This is a genomic window from Streptomyces sp. NPDC088246 (assembly GCF_044741025.1).
GTDB lineage: Bacteria > Actinomycetota > Actinomycetes > Streptomycetales > Streptomycetaceae > Streptomyces.
In genome coordinates this window covers 89,915-115,408 of sequence record NZ_JBIURV010000003.1, presented here as the reverse complement: position 1 = coordinate 115,408, position 25,494 = coordinate 89,915, and the positions used below count along the sequence as shown (strand labels likewise).

24 protein-coding genes are annotated in these 25,494 nt (G+C 69.6%); 15 read left to right on the top strand and 9 right to left on the bottom strand.

Going from position 1 to position 25,494, the window contains the following annotated elements; translation table 11 throughout:
- Positions 1 to 38 precede the first annotated feature (38 nt).
- The 12 genes from uvrC (at position 39) to ACIPEK_RS05625 (ending at position 13,200) form a co-directional block, all read left to right on the top strand.
- Positions 39 to 2,150, top strand: a complete 2,112-nt coding sequence (gene uvrC / locus ACIPEK_RS05680) for an excinuclease ABC subunit UvrC (protein ID WP_401991053.1) — start codon at positions 39 to 41, stop codon at positions 2,148 to 2,150.
- Positions 2,147 to 3,112: an RNase adapter RapZ gene (rapZ, locus tag ACIPEK_RS05675; protein ID WP_383067733.1), complete on the top strand. Its 966-nt coding sequence runs from the start codon at positions 2,147 to 2,149 to the stop codon at positions 3,110 to 3,112. The genes uvrC and rapZ overlap by 4 nt, the downstream gene beginning before the upstream one ends.
- Positions 3,109 to 4,143: a uridine diphosphate-N-acetylglucosamine-binding protein YvcK gene (gene yvcK, locus ACIPEK_RS05670; protein WP_383067735.1), complete on the top strand. Its 1,035-nt coding sequence runs from the start codon at positions 3,109 to 3,111 to the stop codon at positions 4,141 to 4,143. Before rapZ ends, yvcK begins: the two co-directional genes overlap by 4 nt.
- Positions 4,134 to 5,123 carry a DNA-binding protein WhiA gene (whiA, locus tag ACIPEK_RS05665; protein ID WP_030919772.1) on the top strand — a complete coding sequence of 330 codons (990 nt, stop codon included), beginning with the start codon at positions 4,134 to 4,136 and terminating at the stop codon, positions 5,121 to 5,123. Before yvcK ends, whiA begins: the two co-directional genes overlap by 10 nt.
- 261 nt (positions 5,124 to 5,384) lie before the next feature.
- On the top strand, positions 5,385 to 6,392 hold the full coding sequence (gene gap, locus ACIPEK_RS05660) for a type I glyceraldehyde-3-phosphate dehydrogenase (RefSeq protein WP_327275847.1): 1,008 nt from the start codon (positions 5,385 to 5,387) through the stop codon (positions 6,390 to 6,392).
- A gap of 109 nt (positions 6,393 to 6,501) precedes the next feature.
- Complete coding sequence (locus ACIPEK_RS05655; RefSeq protein WP_401991048.1) at positions 6,502 to 7,713, top strand: phosphoglycerate kinase; 1,212 nt, start codon at positions 6,502 to 6,504, stop codon at positions 7,711 to 7,713.
- Between the two features lie 6 nt (positions 7,714 to 7,719).
- A complete protein-coding gene (tpiA, locus tag ACIPEK_RS05650) occupies positions 7,720 to 8,496 on the top strand; it encodes a triose-phosphate isomerase (RefSeq protein WP_401991045.1) in 777 nt (258 codons plus the stop codon).
- A gap of 114 nt (positions 8,497 to 8,610) precedes the next feature.
- Positions 8,611 to 8,847, top strand: coding sequence for a preprotein translocase subunit SecG (gene secG, locus ACIPEK_RS05645; protein ID WP_401991042.1), 237 nt, complete (start codon positions 8,611 to 8,613; stop codon positions 8,845 to 8,847).
- Positions 8,848 to 8,956: 109 nt separating this feature from the next.
- Positions 8,957 to 9,292 carry an RNA polymerase-binding protein RbpA gene (locus tag ACIPEK_RS05640; protein ID WP_072483070.1) on the top strand — a complete coding sequence of 112 codons (336 nt, stop codon included), beginning with the start codon at positions 8,957 to 8,959 and terminating at the stop codon, positions 9,290 to 9,292.
- Positions 9,293 to 9,447: 155 nt separating this feature from the next.
- Positions 9,448 to 11,124 (top strand): glucose-6-phosphate isomerase, encoded by a 1,677-nt coding sequence (gene pgi / locus ACIPEK_RS05635; protein WP_401991039.1) that lies wholly within the window; start codon positions 9,448 to 9,450, stop codon positions 11,122 to 11,124.
- Positions 11,125 to 11,128: 4 nt separating this feature from the next.
- On the top strand, positions 11,129 to 11,632 hold the full coding sequence (locus tag ACIPEK_RS05630; RefSeq protein ID WP_401991036.1) for a PH domain-containing protein: 504 nt from the start codon (positions 11,129 to 11,131) through the stop codon (positions 11,630 to 11,632).
- Positions 11,629 to 13,200 carry a PH domain-containing protein gene (locus ACIPEK_RS05625; RefSeq protein ID WP_401991033.1) on the top strand — a complete coding sequence of 524 codons (1,572 nt, stop codon included), beginning with the start codon at positions 11,629 to 11,631 and terminating at the stop codon, positions 13,198 to 13,200. Before ACIPEK_RS05630 ends, ACIPEK_RS05625 begins: the two co-directional genes overlap by 4 nt.
- Before the next feature lie 9 nt (positions 13,201 to 13,209).
- On the opposite strand, the gene ACIPEK_RS05620 is transcribed toward ACIPEK_RS05625, so the two are convergent.
- From ACIPEK_RS05620 to tkt, 6 genes are all read right to left on the bottom strand, one after another.
- Positions 13,210 to 13,569 carry a VOC family protein gene (locus tag ACIPEK_RS05620; protein WP_401991030.1) on the bottom strand — a complete coding sequence of 120 codons (360 nt, stop codon included), beginning with the start codon at positions 13,567 to 13,569 and terminating at the stop codon, positions 13,210 to 13,212.
- 78 nt (positions 13,570 to 13,647) lie between these two features.
- The gene (gene pgl / locus ACIPEK_RS05615; RefSeq protein WP_093899520.1) at positions 13,648 to 14,430 is read right to left on the bottom strand and encodes a 6-phosphogluconolactonase; all 783 of its coding nucleotides are present in this window, start codon (positions 14,428 to 14,430) and stop codon (positions 13,648 to 13,650) included.
- Positions 14,427 to 15,440: a glucose-6-phosphate dehydrogenase assembly protein OpcA gene (opcA, locus tag ACIPEK_RS05610; RefSeq protein WP_401991027.1), complete on the bottom strand. Its 1,014-nt coding sequence runs from the start codon at positions 15,438 to 15,440 to the stop codon at positions 14,427 to 14,429. The genes pgl and opcA overlap by 4 nt, the downstream gene beginning before the upstream one ends.
- Complete coding sequence (gene zwf, locus ACIPEK_RS05605) at positions 15,437 to 16,969, bottom strand: glucose-6-phosphate dehydrogenase (protein ID WP_327275856.1); 1,533 nt, start codon at positions 16,967 to 16,969, stop codon at positions 15,437 to 15,439. The genes opcA and zwf overlap by 4 nt, the downstream gene beginning before the upstream one ends.
- Positions 16,970 to 16,974: 5 nt before the next feature.
- Positions 16,975 to 18,093, bottom strand: a complete 1,119-nt coding sequence (tal, locus tag ACIPEK_RS05600) for a transaldolase (protein WP_401991024.1) — start codon at positions 18,091 to 18,093, stop codon at positions 16,975 to 16,977.
- 34 nt (positions 18,094 to 18,127) lie between these two features.
- Complete coding sequence (gene tkt / locus ACIPEK_RS05595; RefSeq protein ID WP_401991021.1) at positions 18,128 to 20,230, bottom strand: transketolase; 2,103 nt, start codon at positions 20,228 to 20,230, stop codon at positions 18,128 to 18,130.
- 456 nt (positions 20,231 to 20,686) lie between these two features.
- Between tkt and ACIPEK_RS05590 the strand changes: the two genes are divergently transcribed.
- The 3 genes from ACIPEK_RS05590 to ACIPEK_RS05580 all read left to right on the top strand — a co-directional run bounded on the left by ACIPEK_RS05590 (position 20,687) and on the right by ACIPEK_RS05580 (position 22,563).
- Positions 20,687 to 21,640 (top strand): heme o synthase, encoded by a 954-nt coding sequence (locus ACIPEK_RS05590; RefSeq protein ID WP_401991018.1) that lies wholly within the window; start codon positions 20,687 to 20,689, stop codon positions 21,638 to 21,640.
- 98 nt (positions 21,641 to 21,738) lie between these two features.
- Positions 21,739 to 22,095 carry a hypothetical protein gene (locus ACIPEK_RS05585; RefSeq protein ID WP_383067758.1) on the top strand — a complete coding sequence of 119 codons (357 nt, stop codon included), beginning with the start codon at positions 21,739 to 21,741 and terminating at the stop codon, positions 22,093 to 22,095.
- A 132-nt stretch (positions 22,096 to 22,227) separates the two neighbouring features.
- A complete protein-coding gene (locus ACIPEK_RS05580) occupies positions 22,228 to 22,563 on the top strand; it encodes a hypothetical protein (protein ID WP_401991015.1) in 336 nt (111 codons plus the stop codon).
- 75 nt (positions 22,564 to 22,638) lie between these two features.
- Here the strand turns inward: ACIPEK_RS05580 and ACIPEK_RS05575 are convergent, their stop codons facing one another.
- The 3 genes from ACIPEK_RS05575 to ACIPEK_RS05565 form a co-directional block, all read right to left on the bottom strand.
- Entirely contained in the window at positions 22,639 to 23,658 is a 1,020-nt protein-coding gene (locus ACIPEK_RS05575; protein WP_401991012.1) for a heme A synthase, read from the bottom strand.
- A 77-nt stretch (positions 23,659 to 23,735) separates the two neighbouring features.
- A complete protein-coding gene (locus tag ACIPEK_RS05570; protein ID WP_401991009.1) occupies positions 23,736 to 24,503 on the bottom strand; it encodes an ABC transporter permease in 768 nt (255 codons plus the stop codon).
- Entirely contained in the window at positions 24,500 to 25,426 is a 927-nt protein-coding gene (locus ACIPEK_RS05565) for an ABC transporter ATP-binding protein (RefSeq protein WP_401991006.1), read from the bottom strand. The genes ACIPEK_RS05570 and ACIPEK_RS05565 overlap by 4 nt, the downstream gene beginning before the upstream one ends.
- Positions 25,427 to 25,494 lie beyond the last annotated feature (68 nt).

Sequence of the window (25,494 nt, the reverse complement as noted above, 5' to 3'; positions counted from 1 at the left end):
AGGCCGCACTGTCACTGCCCGCAAGTAGGGTGGGACACATGGCAGACCCCTCCAGCTACCGCCCCAAGCCGGGACAGATCCCCGACTCTCCGGGGGTCTACAAATTCCGCGACGAACACCGCCGGGTGATCTACGTCGGAAAGGCCAAGAACCTGCGCCAGCGCCTGGCCAATTACTTCCAGGACCTGGCCGCGCTCCACCCGCGTACGCGCACGATGGTCACTACGGCCGCCTCGGTGGAGTGGACCGTCGTCTCCACGGAGGTCGAGGCGCTCCAGCTGGAGTACTCCTGGATCAAGGAGTTCGACCCCCGGTTCAACGTCAAGTACCGCGACGACAAGAGCTATCCGTATCTCGCGGTCACGCTCAACGAGGAATTCCCGCGCGTCCAGGTCATGCGCGGAGCCAAGAAGAAGGGCGTGCGCTACTTCGGTCCGTACGGGCACGCCTGGGCGATCCGCGAGACGGTCGACCTGATGCTCCGGGTCTTTCCGGTGCGTACGTGTTCCGCCGGAGTCTTCAAGAACGCCGCCAGGACCGGCCGCCCGTGCCTCCTCGGCTACATCGGCAAGTGCTCGGCCCCCTGCGTCGGCCGGGTCACCCCCGAGGAACACCGCGAACTGGCGGGCGACTTCTGCGACTTCATGGCCGGCCGCACGGGCACGTACATCCGCCGCCTGGAGAAGGACATGATGGCGGCGGCCGAAGAGATGGAGTACGAGCGGGCGGCCCGGCTCCGCGACGATGTGGAGGCCCTCAAACGGGCCATGGAGAAGAGCGCCGTCGTCCTCGCCGACGCCACCGACGCCGACCTGATAGCGGTCGCCGAGGACGAGCTCGAAGCCGCCGTCCAGATCTTCCATGTGCGCGGCGGCCGGGTGCGTGGCCAGCGCGGCTGGGTCACCGACAAGGTCGAGAACGTAGACACCTCGGGCCTGGTCGAGCACGCCCTGCAGCAGCTGTACGGCGAGGAGACGGGCGACTCCGTCCCCAAGGAGGTCCTCGTTCCGGCCCTCCCCGAGGACCCCGACGCGGTCTCCCAGTGGCTCGCCGACCGCAGGGGCTCCCACGTCAGCCTGCGGATCCCGCAGCGCGGCGACAAGAAGGACCTGATGGCGACGGTTCAGCGCAACGCCCAGCAGGCACTGGGGCTGCACAAGACCAAGCGCGCCTCCGACCTGACGACCCGCTCCCGCGCCCTGGAGGAGATCGCCGAGGCGCTCGGCCTCGACACGGCTCCGCTGCGCATCGAGTGCTTCGACATCTCGCATCTTCAGGGCGACGACGTGGTCGCCTCCATGGTCGTCTTCGAGGACGGTCTTGCCCGAAAGAGCGAGTACCGCCGCTTCCAGATCAAGGGCTTCGAGGGCCAGGACGACGTCCGGTCGATGCACGAGGTGATCGGCCGCCGCTTCAAGCGGTATCTCCAGGAGAAGGAGCGGACGGGGGAGTGGGAGGAGACCCCCGCGCCGACCGGCCCCGCCCCGGCCCCGCAGACCGCTCTGGCAGTCCTGACCGGCCCGGCCGCGCCGGCCGTCGGCGTGGACACCATTCCCGGCGCAGGCACCACCCCCGCCCGGGACACCACCCCCGATCCGGACGCCGAGCCCCGTGAGGACGACGGCCGTCCCAAGCGGTTCGCCTATCCGCCGCAGCTCGTCGTGGTCGACGGCGGCCAGCCGCAGGTCGCCGCCGCCAAGCGCGCCCTCGACGAGCTCGGGATCGACGACATCGCCGTCTGCGGCCTCGCCAAGCGCCTCGAAGAGGTCTGGCTGCCCGAGGACGACGACCCCGTCGTCCTGCCCCGCTCCAGCGAGGGCCTCTATCTCCTCCAGCGTGTCCGTGACGAGGCCCACCGCTTCGCGATCACGTATCAGCGAGCCAAGCGGGCCAAGCGCATCCGTTCCAGCCCCCTGGATGCCGTCGCCGGCCTCGGCGAGACCCGGAAACAGGCGCTGATCAAGCATTTCGGCTCCGTGAAGAAGCTGAAGCAGGCGACAATCGACGAGATCTGCGAGGTTCCGGGGATAGGCCGCAGGACTGCGGAATCGGTGGCCGTCGCCCTGGCCTCGGCTGCCCCGGCCGCGCCCGCCGTGAACACGGCGACAGGAGAGATCATTGAAGATGACGACGGGGGCAGCACGACATGACCGAGCACGAACACGAAGTCGAGCACAACAGCACCGACCGAGCAGACGGAGCAGGACACGTGAGTACGGGCACCACGATCGAGACGGGTGACGGGAATGCGGCCATCCCTGAGCTGGTGATCATCTCGGGGATGTCGGGCGCCGGGCGCAGCACCGCGGCCAAGTGTCTGGAGGACCTCGGCTGGTTCGTCGTCGACAACCTGCCGCCCGCCCTGATCCCCACCATGGTCGAGCTCGGCGCCCGCTCGCAGGGCAACGTGGCCCGGATCGCCGTCGTCGTCGACGTGCGGGGCCGCCGCTTCTTCGACAACCTTCGCGAGTCCCTCGCGGACCTGGAGGCAAAGCACGTCACCCGGCGCATCGTCTTCCTGGAGTCCTCCGACGACGCGCTGGTCCGGCGCTTCGAGTCGGTCCGCCGCCCGCACCCCCTCCAGGGCGACGGCCGGATCGTCGACGGCATCGCCGCCGAGCGCGACCTGCTGCGCGAGCTGCGCGGCGACGCCGACCTGGTGATCGACACCTCCAGCCTCAATGTCCACGAACTGCGCGCCAAGATGGACGCCCAGTTCGCCGGCGACGAGGAGCCGGAGCTGCGCGCCACGGTGATGTCGTTCGGCTTCAAGTACGGCCTGCCGGTCGACGCCGACCTGGTCGTCGACTGCCGCTTCCTGCCCAACCCGCACTGGGTCCCCGAGCTGCGCCCGTTCACCGGACTCAACGAAGAGGTCTCCGCCTACGTCTTCGACCAACCCGGCGCCAAGGAATTCCTCAACCAGTACACGGAGCTGCTCCAGCTCATCGCCGCCGGGTACCGCCGCGAGGGCAAGCGCTATGTGACGATCGCCGTCGGCTGCACGGGCGGCAAGCACCGCTCGGTCGCCATGTCCGAGAGGCTCGCGGCCAGGCTCGCGACCGAAGGCATCGAGACCGTCCTCGTCCACCGGGACATGGGGCGCGAGTGACCAGCCGTAATCTGCGCCTGCGGCGGCTGCGCAGAGCCACCTCTGCGATCTCCGGCCGCAAGCGCGGCGCGCAGCCCAAGGTCGTCGCCCTCGGCGGGGGCATGGGCCTGTCCGCGTCGCTTGCGGCGCTCCGCCGGATCACCGGCGATCTCACGGCCGTGGTCACCGTCGCCGACGACGGCGGCTCCAGCGGCCGGCTCCGCGAGGAGCTCGGCGTCCTGCCGCCCGGCGACCTGCGCAAGGCGCTCGCCGCCCTGTGCGGTGACGACGACTGGGGCCAGACCTGGGCCCAGGTCATCCAGCACCGCTTCCAGTCCAAGGGCGATCTGCACGAGCACGCGGTCGGCAATCTGCTGATCGTCGCCCTGTGGGAGCAGCTCGGCGACCATGTCCAGGCCCTGGACCTGGTCGGCAAGCTCCTCGGGGCGCACGGCCGGGTGCTGCCCATGTCCGCCGTGCCGCTGGAGCTCCAGGCGCTCGTACGGGGACACGACCCGGCCCGCCCGGACGACGTGGACACGGTGCGCGGCCAGGCCACCGTGGCGCTCACCCCGGGCGAGGTGCAGTCCGTCCACCTCGTTCCGAACGACCCGCCGGCCGTTCCCGAGGCCGTCGCGGCGGTCCTCGACGCGGACTGGGTGGTGCTCGGCCCGGGGTCCTGGTTCTCCTCCGTGATGCCGCATCTGCTCGTCCCGGAACTGCTCGACGCGCTCATCGAGACCAAGGCCCGCAAGGTCCTCTCGCTCAACCTCGCACCGCAACCCGGCGAAACTGATGGCTTCTCTCCGCAGCGTCATTTGGAGGTTTTGGGACGACACGCCCCTAAACTCGCCATGGACGTGGTGCTGGCCGACGAAGCCGCCGTGCCCGATCGCGAGTCCCTCGCCGACGCCGCCAAGCGGCTCGGCGCCGCGGTCGAGCTGGCGCCGGTGGCCTCACCCGACGGCGTTCCGATCCATGATCCGGAGCTGTTGGCCGCCGCGTACGACCGTATTTTTCGGATGCATGGAAGGATCGGCCCATGGCGATGACGCCGGCGGTGAAGGACGAAATCTCTCGGCTTCCCGTGACCCGGACCTGCTGCAGGAAGGCAGAAGTCTCGGCGATTCTTCGGTTCGCAGGTGGGCTGCACCTGGTGAGCGGCCGGATTGTGATCGAGGCGGAGCTGGACACCGCAATGGCGGCGCGCCGGCTGAAGCGGGACATTCTCGAGATCTTCGGGCACAGCTCGGAACTGATCGTGATGGCTCCCGGCGGGCTGCGGCGCGGCTCCCGCTATGTCGTACGAGTGGTGGCGGGCGGCGATCAGCTGGCCCGCCAGACCGGCCTGGTGGACGGCCGCGGCCGTCCCATCCGCGGCCTGCCCCCGCAGGTGGTCTCGGGGGCCACCTGCGATGCCGAGGCCGCCTGGCGCGGGGCCTTCCTGGCACATGGCTCGCTCACCGAGCCGGGCCGCTCCTCCTCGCTGGAGGTGACCTGCCCGGGCCCGGAGGCGGCGCTCGCGCTGGTCGGCGCGGCCCGCAGGCTCTCCATCGCGGCGAAGGCCCGCGAGGTGCGCGGGGTGGACCGGGTCGTCGTCCGTGACGGCGACGCGATCGGCGCCCTGCTCACCCGGCTCGGCGCCCATGAGTCGGTGCTGGCCTGGGAGGAGCGGCGGATGCGGCGCGAGGTCCGCGCCACCGCCAACCGGCTCGCCAACTTCGACGACGCCAACCTGCGCCGTTCCGCGCGGGCCGCGGTCGCCGCGGGCGCCCGGGTGGGGCGCGCGCTGGAGATCCTGGGCGAGGAGGTGCCCGAGCACCTCGCGGCGGCCGGACGGCTGCGCATGGAGCACAAGCAGGCCTCCCTGGAGGAGCTGGGCGCGCTCGCCGACCCGCCGCTGACCAAGGACGCGGTCGCCGGCCGGATCCGACGGCTGCTGGCGATGGCCGACAAGCGGGCCCAGGATCTGGGTATCCCGGGCACGGAATCCACCCTCAGTGAGGAGCTCGCCGACGGCCTGGTGGGCTGACCCGCGACGGCCATGAAGTCGGCCGAATACGGAACGGGCGACATTCCCAGGAATGTTGACGCTCCGTAATCAGCGTTGCAAGTACGGCCGAGTGTCCGAAGGCCCGTACTCCTACCCGAGGAGTACGGGCCTCGGCGGTTCTTACGGCCCCGCTCGATGTCACCCCGGGGCCGTCGGAGAGGTAGGGTCGGAGGCGGTCGGGGACATCTCATACAACTCGCCGGGGTGGAAACCCCGCGTACCTAACGAGGAGATCGGTTCGTGACGATCCGCGTAGGCATCAACGGCTTTGGCCGCATCGGTCGTAACTACTTCCGCGCGCTGCTGGAGCAAGGTGCGGACATCGAGATCGTGGCTGTCAACGACCTGGGTGACACCGCGACCACGGCACACCTTCTGAAGTACGACACGATCCTGGGCCGTCTCAAGGCCGAGGTCAGCCACACCGCCGACAGCATCACCGTCGATGGCCACACCATCAAGGTGCTCTCCGAGCGCAATCCGGCCGACATCCCCTGGGGTGAGCTGGGCGTCGACATCGTCATCGAGTCGACCGGCATCTTCACCAAGAAGGCCGACGCCGAGAAGCACATCGCGGGTGGCGCCAAGAAGGTCCTCATCTCGGCCCCGGCCAAGAACGAGGACATCACCATCGTGATGGGTGTCAACGAGGAGAAGTACGACGCGGCCAACCACCACGTCATCTCCAACGCCTCCTGCACCACCAACTGTGTCGCGCCGATGGCCAAGGTTCTGGACGAGAACTTCGGCATCGTCAAGGGCCTCATGACGACGGTCCACGCGTACACGAACGACCAGCGCATCCTGGACTTCCCGCACTCCGACCTGCGTCGCGCCCGCGCCGCCGCGGAGAACATCATCCCGACCACGACCGGTGCCGCCAAGGCCACCGCTCTGGTGCTCCCGCAGCTCAAGGGCAAGCTCGACGGCATGGCGATGCGCGTCCCGGTCCCGACCGGTTCGGTCACCGACCTGGTCATCACACTGGAGCGCGAGGTGACCCGCGACGAGGTCAACGCCGCGTTCCAGAAGGCCGCGGAGGAAGGCCCGCTCAAGGGCAAGCTGGCCTACACGCAGGACCCGATCGTGTCCTCGGACATCGTCTCGGACCCTGCCTCCTGCACCTTCGACTCCCTGCTGACCATGGCAGAGGGCACGCAGGTCAAGGTCATCGGCTGGTACGACAACGAGTGGGGCTACTCCAACCGCCTCGTCGACCTGACCGTGTTCGTCGGCAGCCAGCTCTGACCGTCGGATCGGCAGGCACCTCGAAGTGAGCACGGGGCTCGAAGGGCGCAACGCGGCGCCGTTCGAGCCCCGTTGTATGCCCTCTCGTCCTCCCAAGGAGTCCAGCAAGATGAAGACGATCGACGAACTTCTCGCCGAAGGGGTCAGCGGCAAGCGCGTATTCGTCCGCGCCGACCTCAACGTGCCGCTGAGCGGCACCACCATCACCGACGACGGCCGCATCCGCGCCGTCCAGCCGACCGTGGAGAAGCTCGCCGCAGCCGGTGCGCGGGTCATCGTCGCCTCGCATCTGGGCCGCCCCAAGGGCGCCCCGGACCCAGCCTTCTCCCTGGCGCCCGCCGCGGCCCGTCTCGGTGAGCTCATCGGCGCCGACGTGGCCTTCGCGACCGACACGGTCGGCGAGTCCGCCCGCGCCACGGTCGCCGCGCTCACCGACGGCAAGGTCGCCGTCATCGAGAACCTCCGCTTCAACCCCGGTGAGACGTCGAAGGACGACGCCGAGCGCGGCGCGTTCGCCGACCAGCTCGCCGAGCTCGCCGATGTGTACGTGGGCGACGGCTTCGGCGCCGTCCACCGCAAGCACGCCTCGGTCTTCGACCTCCCGGCCCGGCTGCCGCACGCAGCCGGCGACCTGATCGCCACCGAGGTCGGCGTCCTGAAGAAGCTCACCGAGAACGTCGAGCGCCCGTACGCTGTCGTGCTCGGCGGCTCCAAGGTCTCCGACAAGCTCGGCGTCATCGACCACCTGCTGGAGCGCGCCGACCGCATCCTCATCGGCGGCGGCATGGCGTACACCTTCCTCAAGGCCCAGGGTCACGAGGTCGGCAGCTCCCTCCTCCAGGAGGACCAGATCCCGGCGGTGCTGGAGTACCTCAAGCGCGCCGAGGACAAGGGCGTGGAGTTCGTGCTCCCCGTCGACGTCGTGGTCTCCGAGCAGTTCCCGGACCTCAAGGCCAAGGCTCCGACCGAGCACCGCACCGTGCCCGCGGACGCCATCCCGGCCGGTTTCATGGGCCTGGACAACGGCCCCGAGACCAACAAGCTGTACGCCTCGAAGCTTGCCGACGCCGTCACCGTCTTCTGGAACGGCCCGATGGGCGTCTTCGAGCACCCCGATTACGCCGAGGGCACCCGGGCCGTCGCCCAGGCCCTCGTCGACTCCGAGGGCTTCAGTGTCGTCGGCGGTGGCGACTCCGCCGCGGCCGTCCGCATCCTGGGCTTCGACGAGAACGCATTCGGACACATCTCGACCGGTGGCGGTGCCAGCCTCGAATACCTCGAGGGCAAGACGCTTCCCGGCCTCGCCGCACTGGAGGACTGACTTTTCATGAGCACCCGTACCCCGCTGATGGCGGGCAACTGGAAGATGAACCTCAACCACCTCGAGGCCATCGCACACGTCCAGAAGCTCGCCTTCGCCCTGGCCGACAAGGACTACGACGCCGTCGAGGTCGCCGTCCTGCCGCCCTTCACCGACCTGCGCTCCGTGCAGACCCTGGTGGACGGCGACAAGCTGAAGATCAAGTACGGCGCCCAGGACATCTCGGCGCACGACTCCGGCGCGTACACCGGTGAGATCTCCGGCCCGATGCTCGCCAAGCTGAAGTGCACCTATGTCACCGTCGGCCACAGCGAGCGCCGCCAGTACCACGGCGAGACCGACGAGATCTGCAACACCAAGGTGAAGGCCGCTTTCAAGCACGGCCTGACCCCGATCCTCTGCGTCGGCGAGGAGCTGGAGGTCCGTGAGGCGGGCAACCACGTCGCACACACGCTCGCGCAGGTCGACGGTGGTCTCAAGGACGTCCCCGCCGAGCTGGCCGAGTCGATCGTGATCGCGTACGAGCCGGTCTGGGCGATCGGCACCGGCAAGGTCTGTGGCGCCGACGACGCCCAGGAGGTCTGCGGGGCGATCCGCAGCCGCCTCGCCGAGCTGTACTCGCAGGAACTGGCCGACACGGTCCGTATCCAGTACGGAGGCTCGGTGAAGTCCGGGAATGTCGCCGAGATCATGTCGAAGCCCGATGTGGACGGCGCACTGATCGGCGGGGCCGCACTGGACACCGACGAGTTCGTCAAGATCGTCCGCTTCCGCGACCAGTGAGTATGCGGTAGCGCGGATCCGTCGTACCCTTGCGGGGGCCGAGGAGGGTGCAGCCTCCCGGCCCCCGCTGTTCGCACATGCAGTCCAGAGAATTCCGGAAAGTAGGGACCAGCCGTGGTTTTGGCGTTCGAGATCGCCCTGATCGTCTTCAGCCTGCTGCTGATGCTGCTGGTGCTGATGCACAAGGGCAAGGGCGGAGGCCTCTCCGACATGTTCGGTGGCGGTATGCAGTCGTCCGTGGGCGGCTCCTCGGTCGCCGAGCGGAACCTCGACCGGATCACCGTGTTCATCGGTCTGGCCTGGTTCGCGTGCATTGTCGTGCTGGGTCTGCTGATCAAGCTGGACAGCTGACCCGTCGTACGCGATTCCCGGTGAGGGTGTAACTCCTTTCACTGGACGCGCGTTGGGCCTTACGTAGACTGGGGCATCTTCGAGCACCATCACGCAGGGAGTTACGACCGTGGCAAGTGGCAACGCGATCCGGGGAAGCCGGGTCGGAGCGGGGCCGATGGGGGAGGCCGAGCGGGGCGAGTCCGCGCCGCGCCTCCGCATCTCCTTCTGGTGCTCGAACGGGCACGAGACGCAGCCGAGCTTCGCCAGTGACGCGCAGGTACCGGAGACTTGGGACTGCCCGCGCTGTGGTTTCCCGGCCGGCCAGGACCGGGACAGCCCGCCGGACCCGCCGCGCACCGAACCGTACAAGACGCACCTCGCGTACGTACGTGAGCGGCGCAGCGATGCGGACGGCGAGGCCATCCTCGCCGAGGCCCTGGCAAAACTCCGGGGTGAGATCTAGTTGTTGTTCACCGGCCGGACACCTCACGGGGTGCCCGGCCGGACTGCTTTCGCCGTGCCGCAGCTCGCCATTGCCTCGTCAACCCCTCTGATCAATTAAGTTGGAAGGGCAGCGGGGCATCTGCAGGCACGAGAAGAAGTGGGCTGATATCCGGGATGAATACTCCAAGCCGAACCAGGCTCAACCAGACGCCCGAGTGGACCGCTCTGGGCAAGCACCGCGAGCAGCTCGGGGCGACACATCTGCGGCAGCTCTTCGCGGACGACCCGGAGCGCGGCACCGGATACACCCTCCGGGTCGGCGATCTGTATGTCGACTACTCCAAGCACCTGGTCACCGACGAGACGCTCCGGCTGCTCCGCGAGCTCGCCGTGGCCACCGGCGTGGCTGAGCTGCGGGACGCGATGTTCCGCGGCGAGAAGATCAACACCACCGAGGACCGCGCCGTCCTGCACACCGCGCTGCGTGCCCCGCGCGATGCGGTGATCGAGGTCGACGGCGAGAACGTGGTGCCCGCCGTGCACGCCGTACTCGACAGGATGGCGGCCTTCTCCGACCGCATCAGGTCGGGGGAGTGGACCGGTCACACCGGCAAGCGCATCAAGAACATCGTCAACATCGGCATCGGCGGCTCCGACCTCGGCCCCGCCATGGCGTACGAGGTGCTGCGCTCCTTCACGGACCGCTCGCTCACCGTGCGCTTCGTGTCGAACGTCGACGGCGCCGACCTCCACGAGGCCGTGCGCGATCTCGATCCGGCCGAGACGCTCTTCATCATCGCGTCGAAGACCTTCACCACGATCGAGACCATCACCAACGCCACCTCGGCCCGCAACTGGCTGCTGACCGGTCTGAAGGCCGATCAGGACGCTGTCGCCAAGCACTTCGTGGCGCTGTCCACGAACGCCGAGAAGGTCGCGGACTTCGGCATCGACACCGCCAACATGTTCGAGTTCTGGGACTGGGTCGGCGGCCGTTACTCGTACGACTCCGCCATCGGACTCTCGCTGATGATCGCCATCGGCCCGGACCGGTTCCGCGAGATGCTCGACGGCTTCCACCTCGTCGACGAGCACTTCCGCACCGCCCCCGCCGAGGACAACGTCCCGCTGCTGCTGGGCCTGTTGGGCGTCTGGTACGGCGCTTTCTTCGACGCGCAGTCGCATGCCGTACTGCCCTACAGTCACTATCTGTCCAAGTTCACCGCGTACTTGCAGCAGCTGGACATGGAGTCCAACGGCAAGTCCGTGGACCGGCACGGCAATCCGGTCGACTGGCAGACCGGACCGGTCGTCTGGGGCACCCCCGGCACCAATGGGCAGCACGCCTATTACCAGCTGATCCACCAGGGCACCAAGGTCATCCCGGCCGACTTCATCGGCTTCGCCGAGCCGGTCGCCGACCTGCTGCCCGGTCTGGTCGCCCAGCACGATCTGCTGATGGCCAACTTCTTCGCCCAGACCCAGGCGCTGGCCTTCGGCAAGACGCCGGACGAGGTCCGCGCCGAGGGCGTCGCCGAGGAGTTGGTGCCGCACAAGACCTTCCGGGGCAACCACCCCACGACGACGATTCTGGCCGACAGACTGACGCCGTCCGTCCTCGGCCAGCTGATCGCGCTGTACGAGCACAAGGTCTTCGTCCAGGGGGCCATCTGGAACATCGACTCCTTCGACCAGTGGGGCGTCGAACTCGGCAAGGTCCTCGCCAAGAAGATCGAGCCGGTGCTGACCGAGACGTCGACATCGGCCGCTGCCGCGGCGGAGGGGGGCGAGCAGCTGGACAGCTCGACCGCCGCGCTCGTCCAGGCGTACCGCGCCCGCAGGGGGCGCTGAGCCGATGACCACGGGGGAGCGGACGGTGCGGCTGAGGCCGCCGAACAACACACTGGACCCGAGGGCCGTCGGCTGGTGGCGGGCCCAGTGGCTGCTGCTGACCGCAGTGCCGGTGGTCGTGCTGGCCGTGCTGGGCGCGTTCATCGAGCCCGCCCGGTTCTGGCTGCTGCTGCCCGCCGCGATCCTCGCGGTCCTCGGCGGCGGCTGCGCCGTCCTCTTCCCCCTCTGGTGGTTCCGCACCCATCGCTGGGAGGTCACCGACGAAGCGGTGTACGTCAGAACCGGCGTTCTGAGGCAGGAGTGGCGGATCGCCCCGATGTCCCGGATCCAGACCGTGGACACCGTGCGCGGCCCGCTCGAACAGCTCTACCGGCTCGCCACGGTCACCGTGACCACGGCATCGTCCAAGGGCGCGGTGCGGATCGAGGGACTGGGCCACGAACTGGCGGCCGAGCTGGCCGAGCGGCTGACCCGGATCACCCAGGAGACCCCCGGGGACGCCACATGAGCTCCGAGGCGGCCGTGGCCCCGGACGCCGAGGGCGAGGGCGGCGTCACCGGCCCCGAGGCGGCCACCCCTGCCGACTGGCGGCGGCTGGACCGGCGTACGGTCCTCGTCAGCGCACTCGTCACGGCCGGGGTGGCGGCCGGTGCGGCCGTGCCCACCACGCTCGGCCTCTCCGGACGGTTCGGGTTCGGGCACGCGGTCGCCTGGGTGCTGGCCGGTGCGATCGTGCTGATCGGCTGCGCCGCGGCCGGCGACTACGTACGGTGGCGCCGCACCCGCTACCGCATCGGCGCCGAACGGGTCGAGCTCCACACCGGGCTGCTGCTGGTCAAGAAGCGCTCACTGGCCCGGACACGCATCCGCAGCGTCGACCTCACCGCCCATCTGCTGCAACGGGTCCTCGGCCTGGTCACCGTCCGCATCGGCACCGGCGAGCACTCCGGCAACGAATCCACCCTGGAGCTCGACCCGGTCCCCAGGTCCGAGGGCGAACGGCTCCGCCTCGAGCTGCTGGAACGTTCAGCCACCGGCACCCCGGGCACCCATCGCGAGGGCGAGCTCGCCGCCCTCGACCCGCGCTGGATCCGCTACGCACCGGTCTCCTTCGTCGCCCCCGCGCTCGGCGGTGCGGCGGCCGGTGCGGTGATGCAGGTCAGCGACTGGTTCGGGGCCCAGGGACAGGTGATCGACTGGATCGGCGACCGGTTCCGGGACACCTCACTGCTCGCCATGATCGTGATCCTCGCCGTCGCCGCGGTGGCCGCCGGTGTCGTCGGCGCGCTCGGCCTGTGGGTCGAGATGTGGTGGAGCTACCGGCTGGAGCGCGAACCCGGCGGCACGCTGCGCATCCGGCGCGGCCTGCTGACCTCCCGGTCGGTCTCCATCGAGGAGCGGCGGCTGCGCGGCGTCGACCTCGTCGAACCGCTCGGCATCCGGCTGTTCGGCGCAGCCCGGGTCGACGCGATCACCACCGGACTGGCCAAGGACGACGAGGAGCAGCACGGCGACCACAACACCCTGCTGCCCGCCGCGCCCCGGCCCGTCGCCGACACGGTCGCCGCCGACGTCCTGCGCGAGACCACGTCCCCGACCGGTGCCCCGCTGACCGGGCACCCCCTCGCGGCCCGCGGCCGCCGGTTGCGCCGGGCGTTCTGGGCCACCGCCGCCCCCGTACTCGTCCTGGCCCTGCTGGGTGTGCTGCTGACGCCCGTCCTGCTCCGGATCGCGTTCGTCTGCGCCGTCGTGGGGCTGCCCGTCGGGGTGTTCCTGGCCCGGGACGCGTACCGCGGCCTGGGACACACCATCAGTGGCGACTACCTGGTGGTCCGGTCCGGCACGGTCCGGCGCTCGACCGCCGCGCTGGAACGGGCCGGTGTCATCGGCTGGACGGTCAGGCAGACGTACTTCCAGCGGCGGGCCGGGGTGCTGAGCCTCACCGCGACGACGGCCGCCGGAGCGGGCGCGTACACGGCGTACGACACGGATGCGAGCGAGGGCCTCGACTTCGCGTCCGAGGCCGTCCCCGGCCTGCTGGAGCCCTTCCTGGAGCGCACCCCGCCGGCCAGGTGACCGCGACGGTCAGCCGTGCGTCGTGCCGATGACGCAGAACCTGTTGCCCTCGGTGTCGGCGCGCACCACGAAATCCGGGTCGTCCGGGTACAGTTCCCAGTCGACCCGCGCCGCGCCGAGTGCGATCAGCCGGTCCACCTCGGCGTCCTGCTCCGCGGTGTACAGGTCGAGATGGACCCGGGGGATCTCCTGCACCGGCGTACCGCTCCGCCCCAGGGACAGCCCGACACCGTGTCCATCGGCCGGGACCAGCACCACCCAGTCGTCCTGCGAGGGCTCGCGCTCCACATGGCCGAGCGCCGCCTTCCAGAAGGCCGCCGCGCGCCGTACGTCCGAAGCACCCGTCACCACGGTTGCGATACGCATCATGGGCCGAGCCTTTCACGCCGCAGGCCCGGCCGCTCCGAAGAGCGAACCGGGCCTGCGTACAACGGTGCTGACGACCGCTCAGGGAGAGGCCGGCGGATACAGCGCGCGCGGCAGCCGTGAGGCCGCCGCCGCGTCCAGCAGCCACAGAGTGCGGCTGCGTCCGTACGCACCGGCTGCCGGTGCCTGGATCTCCCCGGCGCCCGAGAGCGCGATCTCCGCGGCCTCCGCCTTGTCCTCGCCCGCGGCGAGCAGCCACACCTCGCGTGCCGCCCGGATCGCGGGCAGCGTGAGCGAGATGCGGGTGGGCGGCGGCTTGGGAGCGCCGTGCACACCGACGACGGTGCGCTCGGTCTCCCGTACCGCGGGCAGCTCCGGGAAGAGCGACGCGACATGTGTGTCCGGGCCGACGCCCAGCATCAGCACATCGAACGTCGGCACCGGACCGTGGTCCTCCGGACCGGCCGCCGCGGCCAGTTCACCGGCGTACGCGGCCGCTGCCGCGTCGGCGTCGTTGCCGCAGGGGCCGTCCGAAGCGGGCATCGCGTGCACCCGGGACGGGGTCAGCGGCACCGAGGCCAGCAGGGCCTCGCGGGCCTGCGTGACATTGCGCTCCGGATCGCCCTCCGGCAGGAACCGCTCGTCGCCCCACCACAGGTCGAGCCGCGACCAGTCGATCGCGTCCCTGGCGGGCGCGTCGGCGAGTGCGGCCAGCAGGCCGTTGCCGTTGCGCCCGCCGGTGAGCACCACCGAGGCGTGACCGCGCGCGGCCTGGGCGTCCACGATCTTCGTGATCAGCCGGGCCGCGGCGGCCTGCGCCATCAGCTCCTTGTCGCGGTGCACGACAAGCTGAGGGGCACTCACTTCGCCGCCGCCTTCTTGACCGCGGTCTTCTTCGCGGCGGCAGGGGCGGCAGTGGGGGCGGGCTCGGCCGGCTTCGGCTCCGCCGGTCCGCCGAGCTTCTCCACGCCGAACTTCACCGTCGTCTCGTAGGTGTTGTCCGGGTCCAGGCGCCGCAGCTCCTCGGCGAGGAGCTCGGCGGTGTCCCGCCGCTTGAGCGCCACCGCACGGTCCGGCTGGCCCTGCATCGAGAGCGTGGCCAGCGAACCGTCCGGCCGGTCCAGGACGATGACGCCGTTCTTGGTCTGCATCCGCACGGCCGTCAGACCGGGGCCGCCGGACTGAGTGCGCTCCACCGGAACCTTGAGCCGGTCCGCGAGCCACATGGCGAGCAGCTCGCAGCTCGGGTTCTCCGACTCGCCCTCGACCGTCGCCGAGACGACCTCGACCTGCTGCTGGTCGAGCGCGGCCGCCAGCATCGAGCGCCACGGTGTGATGCGGGTCCAGGACAGATCGGTGTCGCCCGGGGTGTACGACCGGGCGCGCACCGCGAGTTCGTCACCCGGGTTCTCCGCCGAGTACGCATCCGTGATCCGGCGCTGGGCGAGCGCGCCCAGCGGGTCCTTCGCCGGATCGTCGGGGGCGCCCTCGGGCCACCAGACCACGACCGGGGCGTCCGGCAGCAACAGCGGCAGGACCACCGACTGGGCGTGGTTGGCCAGCTCGCCGTGGAGACGCAGGACGACGGTCTCGCCGGTTCCCGCGTCGGAGCCGACCCGCACCTCGGCGTCGAGCCGGGCGTCCCGGCGGCTGCGCGGCGAGCGGCTGACCCGCTTGATCACCGCGATGATCCGCGAGGGGTGTTCGCGCGAGGCGTCGCCGGCCGACTTGAGGGCGTCGTACGCGTTCTCCTCGTCGGTGACGATGACCAGGGTCAGCACCATGCCGATGGCCGGGGTGCCGATGGCACGGCGGGCCGACACCAGCGCCTGGTTGATCTTGCTGGAAGTGGTTTCCGTGAGATCGATCTTCATGGCCGGCGCCAGCTCCGTCCGTCTCGTGCAAGCATCTCGTCCGCCTCGGCCGGGCCCCAGGTGCCCGCCGGGTACTGCGCGGGCTTGCCGTGCTTGTCCCAGTACTCCTCGATCGGGTCGAGGATGTTCCAGGAGAGTTCGACCTCCTGGTGCCGCGGGAAGAGGTTGGCGTCACCGAGCAGCACATCGAGGATGAGCCGCTCGTACGCCTCCGGGCTGGACTCCGTGAAGGACTCGCCGTACGCGAAGTCCATCGTGACGTCCCGGACCTCCATCGAGGTGCCCGGCACCTTGGAGCCGAACCGCACGGTCACGCCCTCGTCCGGCTGGACCCGGATGACCAGGGCGTTGCCGCCCAGCTCCTTGGTGGCGCCGGACTCGAAGGGGAGATACGGGGCGCGCTTGAACACGACCGCGATCTCCGTGACCCGGCGGCCGAGCCGCTTGCCGGTGCGGAGGTAGAACGGCACGCCCGCCCAGCGGCGGTTGTTGATCGTCAGCTTGATCGCGGCGTAGGTGTCGGTCTTCGACTTGGGGTCGATGCCGTCCTCTTCGAGATAGCCGGGGACTTCCTCGCCGCCCTGCCAGGCGTGCGCGTACTGACCGCGCACGGTGTGCTTGCCGAGGTCCTCCGGCAGCTCCACCGCCGTGAGCACCTTGAGCTTCTCGGCGACCAGGGCCTTCGGGTGGAAGGAGCCGGGCTCCTCCATCGCGGTCAGCGCCAGCAGCTGGAGCAGGTGGTTCTGGATGACGTCACGAGCGGCGCCGATGCCGTCGTAGTAGCCGGCCCGGCCGCCGATGCCGATGTCCTCGGCCATCGTGATCTGGACGTGGTCGACGTAACTCCGGTTCCAGATCGGCTCGAACATCGTGTTGGCGAACCGCAGCGCCAGGATGTTCTGGACCGTCTCCTTGCCCAGGTAGTGGTCGATCCGGAAGACCTCGTTGGGCGGGAAGACGTCGTGCACGATCTGGTTGAGCTCCTGCGCGCTCTTCAGGTCGTGGCCGAAGGGCTTCTCGATGACGGCACGCCGCCAGGAGCCCTCCTTCTGGTCGGCGAGCCCGTGCTTCTTGAGCTGCTGGACGACCTTGGGGAAGAACTTCGGCGGCACGGACAGGTAGAAGGCGAAGTTGCCTCCCGTGCCCTGTTCCTTGTCGAGCTCCTGGATCGTGGCCTTCAGTGTCTCGAAGGCCTCGTCGTCGTCGAAGTTGCCCTGGACGAAGCGCATCCCCTGGATGAGCTGCTGCCAGACCTCTTCGCGGAACGGAGTACGGGCGTGCTGCTTGACGGCGTCGTGGACCTCTTGTGCGAAGTCCTCGTCGTGCCACTCGCGGCGCGCGAAACCGATGAGGGAGAAGCCCGGCGGCAGCAGGCCGCGGTTGGCCAGGTCGTAGACGGCGGGCATCAGCTTTTTACGGGACAAATCGCCCGTGACGCCAAAGATCACCAGGCCCGACGGTCCGGCGATGCGCGGGAGCCGTCGGTCCTGGGGGTCACGAAGCGGGTTGGCTCCGGGAACACCAGACAAGGTGGTCAGCCCTCCGAAGGGGCGAGGCGCTTGAGCTCCGCCTCGGTCGAGTTGAGCAGGTCGATCCAGGACGCCTCGAACTTCTCGACGCCCTCGTCCTCAAGGAGCTGGACGACGTCGTCGTAGGAGATCCCGAGCTTCGCTACGGCGTCGAGCTCGGCACGGGCCTGCTCGTAGGTGCCGGCGATGGTGTTGCCCGTGATCTGCCCGTGGTCCGCCGTGGCGTCCAGGGTGGCCTCGGGCATGGTGTTCACCGTGCCGGGGGCGACCAGGTCGTCGACGTACAGGGTGTCCTTGTACGCGGGGTCCTTGACACCGGTCGAGGCCCACAGCGGACGCTGCTTGTTGGCCTGCGCCTTGTCCAGGGCCGCCCAGCGGTCCGACGAGAAGACCTCCTCGAACGCCTGGTAGGCGAGCCGGGCGTTGGCGAGAGCTGCCTTGCCCTTGAGCGCCTTGGCCTCCGGGGTGCCGACCGCGTCGAGCCGCTTGTCGATCTCGGAGTCCACGCGGGACACGAAGAACGAAGCCACCGAGTGGATCTTGGAGAGGTCCAGGCCCGCGGTCTTCGCCTTCTCCAGGCCCGCCAGGTAGGCGTCCATGACCTCGCGGTAGCGCTCCAGCGAGAAGATCAGCGTGACATTGACGCTGATGCCCTTGCCGATGACCTCGGTGATCGCCGGGAGACCGGCCTTCGTCGCCGGGATCTTGATGAGCGTGTTGGGCCGGTCCACCAGCCAGGCCAGCTGCTTGGCCTCGGCGACGGTGGCATCGGTGTGGTGGGCCAGGCGCGGGTCGACCTCGATGGAGACCCGGCCGTCCTGGCCGTCCGTGGCGTCGAAGACAGGACGCAGGATGTCCGCAGCGTCCCGCACATCGGCCGTCGTGATCATGCGGATGGCCTCGTCGACGGTGACCTTGCGGGTGGCGAGGTCGGTGAGCTGCTGCTCGTAACCGTCGCCGTGCGAGATCGCCTTCTGGAAGATCGACGGGTTGGTGGTGACGCCCACGATGTGCTGCTGGTCGATCAGCTCGGCAAGGTTGCCCGAGGTGATCCGCTTGCGCGACAGGTCATCGAGCCAGATCGCCACGCCCTCGTCGGAGAGGCGCTTGAGTGCGTCTGTCATGAGAATTGCATCTCCTACTAGTCGTATAACGGCGTCAGCGTGCGGCGGCGGCGAGAGATTCCCGCGCGGCGGCGGCGACGTGCTCGCCCGTGAAACCGAACTCGCGGAAGAGGACCTTGGCGTCGGCCGAGGCACCGAAGTGCTCCAGCGAGACGATCCGGCCGGCGTCTCCGACGTACCGGTGCCAGGTCAGACCGATACCGGCCTCGACCGCGACCCGGGCCTTCACGGACGGCGGCAGAACACTGTCCTTGTAAGCCTGGTCCTGCTCCTCGAACCACTCGACCGACGGCATCGAGACCACACGGGTCGGGATACCGGCGGCCTGCAGCTCCTCGCGCGCCTCGACGGCGAGGTGCACCTCGGAGCCCGTACCGATCAGGAGGACCTTGGGCGGCGTGTTCTGACCTTCGGGCCCTTCGGCCTCGAAGAGCACGTAGCCGCCCTTGGCCGCGTCCTCGTTCGCCTCGTAGGTCGGCACGCCCTGGCGGGTCAGCGCCAGACCGTGCGGGGCTCCCTCGCCGAACACCTTGGTGTAGCGGCGCAGGATCTCGCGCCAGGCGATGGATGTCTCGTTGGCATCGGCCGGGCGGACGATGTTCAGACCCGGGATGGCGCGCAGCGAGGCCAGGTGCTCCACCGGCTGGTGGGTCGGGCCGTCCTCGCCGAGACCGATCGAGTCGTGCGTCCACACATACGTCACCGGCAGGTGCATCAGCGCGGACAGGCGCACGGCGTTGCGCATGTAGTCGGAGAAGACCAGGAAGGTGCCGCCGTAGATGCGGGTGTTGCCGTGCAGCGCGATGCCGTTCATGGCCGCGGCCATGGCGTGCTCGCGGATACCGAAGTGGATCGTGCGGCCGTACGGGTCCGCGCCGGGCAGCGGGTTGCCCGTCGGGAGGAACGACGACCTCTTGTCGATCGTGGTGTTGTTCGAGCCCGCGAGGTCGGCGGAGCCGCCCCAGAGCTCGGGGACGACCTCGCCGAGCTGCTGGAGCACCTTGCCGGAGGCGGCGCGGGTGGCGACGCTCTTGCCCGGCTCGAAGACCGGAAGCTTGTCCTCCCAGCCCGCGGGCAGCTCGCCCGCGGAGATCCGGTCGAACTCGGCGGCGCGCTCCGGGTTGGCGGTGCGCCAGGCGGCGAGCGCCTTCTCCCACTCGGCCTTGGCCTCGCGGCCGCGGTCCAGCGCCTCGCGGGTGTGGGAGATGACCTCGTCGGAGACCTCGAAGGACTTCTCCGGGTCGAAGCCGAGGACCTTCTTCGTCGCGGCGACCTCTTCGTCACCGAGCGCGGATCCGTGCGAGGCCTCGGTGTTCTGGGCGTTCGGGGCGGGCCAGGCGATGATCGAGCGGGCCGCGATGAACGACGGGCGCCCGGTCTCGGCCTTGGCGGCCTGCAGCGCCTTGTACAGACCCGCCGGGTCCAGGTCGCCGCTGGGCAGCTGGTCGACGCGCTGGACGTGCCAGCCGTACGCCTCGTACCGCTTCAGGGTGTCCTCGGAGACCGCGGTCTCCGTGTCGCCCTCGATGGAGATGTGGTTGTCGTCCCACAGCAGGACCAGGTTGCCGAGCTTCTGGTGCCCGGCCAGCGAGGATGCCTCCGCGGAGATGCCCTCCTGGAGGCAGCCGTCGCCGGCGACGACCCAGACCATGTGGTCGAACGGGGAGGTGCCGGGGGCCGCCTCCGGGTCGAACAGGCCGCGCTCGTAGCGGGCGGCCATCGCCATGCCCACCGCGTTGGCGACGCCCTGGCCGAGCGGGCCCGTGGTCGTCTCGACGCCGGTGGTGTGGCCGTACTCCGGGTGACCGGGGGTCTTCGAGCCCCAGGTACGGAAAGCCTTGAGGTCATCGAGCTCCAGGCCGTAGCCGGCCAGGTAGAGCTGGATGTAGAGGGTCAGGCTGCTGTGACCCGCGGAGAGCACGAACCGGTCGCGACCGGTCCACTCCGCGTCGGCGGGGTCGTGCCGCATCACCTTCTGGAAGAGGGTGTACGCGGCGGGAGCCAGGCTCATCGCCGTGCCCGGGTGGCCGTTTCCGACCTTCTGTACGGCGTCGGCGGCAAGGACGCGGACAGTGTCCACGGCCCGCTGGTCCAATTCGGTCCACTGGAGGTCTGTGGTGGTCGGCTTGGTGCTCACCCTGAGTCAGGGCTCCTCTCCACTGTTGTAAACCGGTGACTGGTTACCGCACCGGGCGTTGTCGAGCCTACCCCCGTCGGAACGCGCATTTTCCGGCTGCTTTCCAGGGTGCAGGCGGTCCGCGGAGTTCGCCTCCCGTATGAGCGCAACGGCTCACTTATGCGCTACTCCGATGAGCGTGCCCCCTTACTTATGGGCCCTCCGATGAGCATCTCCTTCTACTCCTGCGCCCTCCGATGAGCGCGCCCTCCTACTTCTGCGCCACTTCGGTGAGCGAGGTCCCTTGTGCGCCACTCCGATGAGCGTGTCCCCTTACTTCTGCTTACTTCTGCGCCACTTCAACACGACCCCACCCCCGCGAAGGGCGGCCTGTCCCCAACGTCTACAGTGGTCTGGTTCGCGCAAGTCTTTACTGGGCCTTCACGCCCGGAGCTTGCTGGGATTTCTCTGTCAGGGGTGTGCGTGACGGCCGTCGAGTCCCGACCCGCAGGGGTCGCCTTGACTCCCAGCCCAAGGGGCCATCGCCCGTTCGGGGCCCGTGTCAAGGCATTCGTCGCACTGACCAAGCCTCGGATCATCGAGCTGTTGCTGATCACCACTGTTCCGGTGATGTTCCTGGCCGCTCAGGGTGTACCCGATCTGTGGCTCGTTCTCACTACCACCATCGGCGGATACCTCTCCGCGGGCGGTGCCAACGCGCTGAACATGTACATCGACCGCGACATCGACGCGTTGATGGACCGTACGTCGCAGCGTCCGCTGGTCACCGGAATGGTGAGCCCGCGCGAGTGCCTGGCCTTCGGTATCGCCCTCGCGGTGATCTCCACGGTCTGGTTCGGACTGCTGGTCAACTGGCTGTCGGCGGCGCTGTCGCTCGGTGCGCTGCTCTTCTACGTCGTCGTCTACACGATGCTGCTGAAGCGCCGCACCTCGCAGAACATCGTCTGGGGTGGCATCGCGGGCTGCATGCCGGTCCTCATCGGCTGGTCCGCCGTGACCGACTCGATGTCCTGGGCCGCGGTCATCCTCTTCGCCGTCATCTTCTTCTGGACGCCGCCGCACTACTGGCCGCTGTCGATGAAGGTGAAGGACGACTACGCCCGGGTCGGCGTCCCGATGCTCCCGGTCATTGCCTCCAACCGGGTGGTGGCCCGCCAGATCGTCATCTACAGCTGGGTGATGGTGGCGGTCTCGCTGCTGCTCACCCCGCTCGGCTACACCGGCTGGTTCTACACGGCGGTGGCGCTGCTGACCGGCGGGTTCTGGCTCTGGGAGGCGCACGGTCTGCAGAACCGGGCGAGGGCCGGGGTGTCCGGGGCCAAGCTCAAGGAGATGCGGCTGTTCCACTGGTCGATCACCTATGTCTCGCTGCTCTTCGTCGCCGTGGCGGTCGACCCCTTCCTGAGGTAGTCCCGCTCCCTCGATTCCCGCCGACGGGCGGGGTGCGTGGTCCATGCCACGTGCCCCGCCCGTCGCACGTTGATCTACCCGTCGGTAGCATCTTGAGCATGGCAGAGACGGCAGAGACCCAGGTGGAGAGCGGCAAGCAGGCGGCCCGCGCGGAGCGCAGGGCGGCGAAGCTCGCCAAGCAGATCGGCGCCTTCTCCAAGGCACACGGCGGTGCGGAGGGACAGCTCGCCTACATCGGGCAGATGGGCACCCGCATCGTTCTCGTGGGCGAGGACGGCGGCTGGGGCGATCTGGTCGCCCCGTCGTACGCGATCGCCGAGAGCGCCACTCAGAAGGCCGGGATCACGATGCACGAGTCCTTCGACGGAGAGTTCGCCGCGAAGGTCCACACCGGCCCGTACGAGTGGACCCGGATGGCCGGTATCCAGATCGGCGGCCCGTCCAACAAGGGCTGAGCCCGAGCGGGCGGAACGGACCGAGGCCGGTCGGACAGCTGTCCGACCGGCCCGGGCTGCTGCGCGGCGGGGACACAGTACGGGCGCTGCGGCTGGGGCATCTCACCGCGGGCGCCGCGCTTCGGGTCACCGGTGACCACGGGCCGCTGCCGGACCGCGCCCGGATCGCCGAACTGCTGGACGTGGCGCCGGAGGACTGGGCACGAGGACAGTGACCCGGCCGCGGGCGGGGTAGGCAACGACGGCGCCACCGTCGCCGCCTTGGTACGGCTATCGCTGAGCGACCGGCACACCGACCGGCACACCGACCGGCGCGTGCCGCCGGCCTGCTTCAGCGACAACCATCTGTGGCTGCTGCCGGGCGAGCAGCGCGAGATCGAGGCCGAATGGAGTCACGACACCGAGGGCCGGGCCCGTCCCGGGCTCGTGGTGGAGGGATGCGACGTGTCGAGCTCGGTCACCGGGTAGCGACCGCCCGCCGGTCCACGGGCAGGTCGGGCTGCCGTGGACCCGGCTTCGAACGCCGGGGTCACAGCCCAGGGCTCAGCCCGCCGCGGCGGGCTCCGGCTGCTCGGCAGCGGCAGCGGCACCGGGCACCGCGGCGACGGCCATCGGCCGCTCACGCAACGACAGCAGCACCCGCACGACCGCGATCCACACCAGGCACGAGCCGAACATGTGCAGGCCGACGAGGATCTCCGGGGTGTCCGTGAAGTACTGGACGTAACCGATCACGCCCTGCCCCAGCAGCACCAGGAAGAGATCACGGGTGCGGTGCAGCGGACCGACCGGCGCGTCCACGGCCTTCAGCACGAACCAGAGAGCGACGGTCAGCGCCACCACGGCCCAGGCCAGATCGGCGTGCAGCTGCGTGATCATCTTCCAGTCGATCGGAATGCGGTGGACGTCGCTGGAGTCACCCGCGTGCCGTCCGGCGCCCGTGACGACCGTGCCGACCGCGATCAGCAGCCCCGCCACGACCGCGAGCAGCCAGGTCAGCTGGGACACCGCCTTGCCCACCAGCGGCCGGGGCGCCGCGTCGCCCTCACGTACCCGCTGCCAGGTCACCATCGCGACGCTGAGCAGCGCCGTGGAGAGCAGGAAGTGCGCGGCGACGGTGTACGGGTTGAGGCCGACCAGCACCACGATGCCGCCGAGCACCGCGTTGCCCATGACCACCCAGAACTGCACCCAGCCGAGCCGGGTGAGGCTGTGCCGCCAGGGCTTCGCGGACCGGGCTGCGATGATCGCCCACCCGACTGCCGCGCAAAGGACGTACGTCAGCATCCGGTTGCCGAACTCGATGGCGCCGTGGAAGCCCATCTCGCTCGTCGCCGTCAGGCTCTCGTCGGTGCACTTGGGCCAGGTCGGGCAGCCGAGGCCGGAGCCGGTCAGCCGTACCGCGCCGCCGGTCACGACGATGAGTACGGCCATGACGACGGCCGACATGGCCGCACGGCGGACCGTGCGGGGCGACGGAGTCCATCGCTCGGCGATGTAGAGGAGCGGGTTCCGCGCGGCTTGAGCGACTTCGGCTCGGGTCAGCTTGGGCACGCGCACCATCGTAGGCGGAAGCTTGTGCAAGCTTTCACGAGGGGGGACGAGTCACCCCGAAACGTCGACGGAGCGCGTCCGCCGGCTCACTCCCAGCGGAAGAACTTCGCCGCCGCGCCCAGCCCGAGCACCGCCCACACCACGAGGATGCCGAGATCGCTCCACGGCATCGACGCGCCGTGCTGGAGCACATTCCGCAGTCCGTCCGACAGCGCCGCGATCGGCAGCAGCCCCAGCACCGACTGCACCGCGTCCGGGAACCTGTCCAGCGGCACGATCACCCCGCCGCCGACCAACAGCAGCAGAAAGACCAGATTGGCCGCGGCGAGCGTCGCCTCCGCCTTCAGCGTCCCGGCCATCAGCAGCCCGAGTCCGGAGAAGGCCGCGGTGCCGAGCACGAGGAGCATCAGGACGGCGAAGGGGTTGCCGTGCGGTGACCAGCCGAGCGCGAACGCGATCACCGTGAGCAGGACCACCTGAAGCACCTCGGTGACCAGGACCGCAAGCGTCTTGGCGGTCATCAGGGCCCAGCGGGGCAGCGGCGAGGCACCGAGCCGCTTGAGCACCCCGTACCGCCGCTCGAAACCGGTGGCGATGGCCTGGCCCGTGAAGGCCGTGGACATCACGGCGAGCGCGAGAATGCCCGGCGTCAGGAAGTCGACGGACTTGCCCGCCCCCGTGTCCACGATGTCGACCGCGCTGAACAGCACCAGCAGCAGCGTCGGGATGATCACGGTCAGCAGCAGCTGCTCGCCGTTGCGCAGCAGCATGCGCGTCTCGAGCGCGGTCTGCGCGGTGATCATGCGGGACAGCGGGGCGGCGCCCGCCTGCGGGGTGTACGTACCGGCGCTCATGCGCGCAGCTCCTTGCCGGTCAGTTCCAGGAAGACGTCCTCCAGGGTGTGCCGCTCCACGGAGATGCCGGACGGCATCACGCCGTGCTGCGCGCACCAGGAGGTGACGGTGGCCAGCAGCTGCGGGCCGACGTCGCCGGTGATGCGGTACGTGCCGGAAGCGAGCTCGGCCGCTTCCGTGCCGTCGGGCAGTGCCTTCAGGAGGGAGCCGAGGTCGAGACCGGGGCGGCCGGTGAAGCGCAGGGTGTTCTCGGCGCCGCCGCGGCAGAGCGCCTCGGGGCTGCCCTGGGCGATGACCTTGCCCGCGTCGATGACGGCGACGTCGTCGGCGAGCTCCTCGGCCTCGTCCATGAAGTGCGTGGTGAGGACGACCGACACGCCATCGGCCCGCAGTTCCCGTACCAGATCCCAGGTGGAGCGGCGGGCCTGCGGGTCGAGGCCGGCGGTCGGCTCGTCCAGGAAGACCAGTTCGGGACGGCCGACGACGGCCATGGCCAGGGCGAGCCGCTGCTGCTGGCCGCCGGAGAGCCGACGGTAGGTCGTACGACCGCAGCTGCCCAGGCCGAGGCGCTCGATCAGGGCGTCCACATTCAGCGGATCGGCGTGGAGTTTCGCCATGTGGCGGAGCATCTCGTCGGCGCGTGCACCGGAGTAGACGCCGCCCGACTGGAGCATCACGCCGATCCGGGGGCGGAGCTTCGCGGCCTCGGTGACCGGGTCGAGGCCGAGGACCCGTACCGTCCCGTCATCCGGGCGGCGGTAGCCTTCGCAAGTTTCTATGGTGGTGGTCTTGCCGGCGCCGTTGGGGCCGAGGACGGCGGTGACCGCGCCGGTGCGTACACACAGGTCGAGGCCGTCCACCGCGGTCTTGGTGCCGTACCGCTTTACCAGGCCACGGACCTGCACGGCGGACTCGCTCTTCATGGCCGGTAAGTCTAGGCAGGGGCGGAAGTACGCCGTGTCCCGGGGCCGAATTAGGTGACCCTAAGTGA